This is a genomic window from Mesorhizobium sp. M7A.F.Ca.US.005.03.2.1, from assembly GCF_003997795.1.
Classification (GTDB): Bacteria; Pseudomonadota; Alphaproteobacteria; order Rhizobiales; family Rhizobiaceae; genus Mesorhizobium; species Mesorhizobium ciceri.
Genome location: NZ_RZRP01000985.1, coordinates 1 through 2,164, shown reverse-complemented (window position 1 = coordinate 2,164; position 2,164 = coordinate 1). Strand labels below are relative to the sequence as shown.

General features: G+C 63.0%; 3 protein-coding genes. 2 read left to right on the top strand and 1 reads right to left on the bottom strand.

The window, feature by feature from the left end:
• Positions 1-228: CHASE3 domain-containing protein (locus EN991_RS33570; protein ID WP_206519303.1), on the bottom strand; the 228-nt coding region annotated here is incomplete at its 3' end.
• A gap of 258 nt (positions 229-486) precedes the next feature.
• Here EN991_RS33570 and EN991_RS33565 point away from each other — a divergent pair.
• A complete protein-coding gene (locus EN991_RS33565) occupies positions 487-1,740 on the top strand; it encodes an aspartate kinase (protein WP_013529459.1) in 1,254 nt (417 codons plus the stop codon).
• Between the two features lie 83 nt (positions 1,741-1,823).
• On the top strand, positions 1,824-2,164 hold a 341-nt coding region (locus EN991_RS33560; protein WP_127370343.1), incomplete at its 3' end, for a GAF domain-containing protein.

Sequence of the window (2,164 nt, the reverse complement as noted above, 5' to 3'; positions counted from 1 at the left end):
CCGATAGGGTTCGAGATAGGATTTCTCGCCGGTCAGCAGGTAGCCACGCTGGCCGTTCTCGGCTTCCTGTGCCAGAGAAAGCAGACCCGAAAGCAATTGCTGATATTCGATTGCCTCGCGCGCGGCGGCGCGGTTGGCCCGCTGTTCCTCGACCAGCATGGCACGGCTGCCGACAATAAGCGCCAGCACCGCAAAGCCTGCGACAAGCGGGAGCGATTGCCATCGCATGGCACGTCGAAACCGAGCAATCATCATCTGCTATGCCGAACCAAAAGAATTCCCCGCAGGCAGCATTTCGTAGGCGGCGCCGGGGCGGAAGGCAATATGCCGGCTTCTGGAGCCGGCAATTGGCCGCCAGCCTTGCGAAACCTTCGTCATTTGGCTAAGGAGGCCGCGCATTCAGCGGCCGGCGTCAGCCGGCCTTCCGCTTTTCGGGATTCCGGCTTTTGGCTGGGATCCGGCTTCAGGCAAAGGCATTTCGCTCCCATGGCGCGCATCGTGATGAAATTCGGCGGAACCTCCGTCGCCGACATCGCCCGCATCCGCAACGTGGCGCGTCACGTCAAACGCGAGGTCGACGCCGGCCATGAGGTGGCGGTGGTCGTTTCGGCGATGGCCGGGAAGACCAACGAACTGGTCGGCTGGACGCGTGAGGCCTCGCCGATGCATGACGCACGCGAATATGATGCGGTCGTCGCTTCCGGCGAGCAGGTCACGGCCGGCCTGCTGGCCATCACTTTGCAGAACATGGGCGTGCACGCCCGCTCCTGGCAGGGCTGGCAGATCCCGATCAAGACCGATAATGCGCATGGGGCGGCGCGCATCCTCGACATTGACGGTGCGTTCCTGATCAAGCGCTTCGGCGAGGGCCAGGTGGCGGTGATTGCCGGGTTCCAGGGCATCGGCCCGGACAATCGTATTGCCACGCTCGGCCGCGGCGGCTCCGACACCAGTGCTGTCGCCATCGCCGCGGCGGTCAAAGCCGATCGCTGTGACATCTACACCGATGTCGACGGGGTCTACACCACCGATCCACGCATCGAGCCCAAGGCGCGGCGGCTGGCCAAGATCTCGTTCGAGGAAATGCTTGAAATGGCCTCGCTCGGCGCCAAGGTTCTGCAGGTGCGTTCGGTCGAGCTTGCCATGGTGCACAGGGTGCGTACCTTCGTGCGGTCGTCCTTCGACGATCCCGATGCGCCCGGAATGGGGGATTTGCTCAATCCGCCCGGAACGCTCATTTGCGACGAGGAAGAGATCGTGGAACAGCAGGTCGTCACCGGAATTGCCTACGCCAAGGACGAAGCGCAGATTTCACTGCGCCGGGTCGGCGACCGGCCGGGCGTTGCCGCCGGCATCTTCGGGCCGCTGGCCGAGGCCAACATCAATGTCGACATGATCGTCCAGAACATTTCCGAGGACGGCAAGTTCACCGACATGACCTTTACCGTGCCGTCGGGCGATGTCGACAAGGCGCTGGCCGTGCTTGAACGCCTCAAGGCCTCGATCGGCTACGATGTCGTGCAGTCGGAAGCCGGCATGTCGAAGGTTTCGGTCATCGGCATCGGCATGAGGAGCCATGCCGGCGTCGCCGCCACCGCTTTCAAGGCGCTGGCCGACAAATCGATCAACATCCGCGCCATCACGACCTCGGAGATCAAGATTTCGATCCTGATCGACGGCCCGTATACGGAACTTGCGGTTCGTACTTTGCATTCCGTCTACGGTCTGGATAAGCAGTAGCGAGAACGATTTGAGTTGTTGCGTGTGCGCCGGTCGCGGTGGAAACTGCGGCGGGCAGAATGCCCATTGGAGAACAAGCCGCGATGCGTGATCAGGCCAGTGGCCCGCGCGTTTTGCTCAAACGGCTCCGCGAGCTCATGCAGGAGCCGCTGGAGCCGCAGGAGCGGCTTGACCGGATTGTGCGCGACATCGCCTCCAACATGGTCGCGGAAGTCTGCTCGCTCTATGTGCTGCGCGCCGATTCGGTGCTCGAACTCTACGCCACCGAAGGCCTGAACCCGAACGCCGTCCATTTGGCGCAGTTGCGGCTGGGCCAAGGCCTGGTCGGCACCATCGCCGCCAGCGCGCGGCCGCTCAACCTGTCCAATGCGCAGGAACACCCTGCCTTCGCTTACCTGCCGGAGACCGGGGAAGAGATCTACAA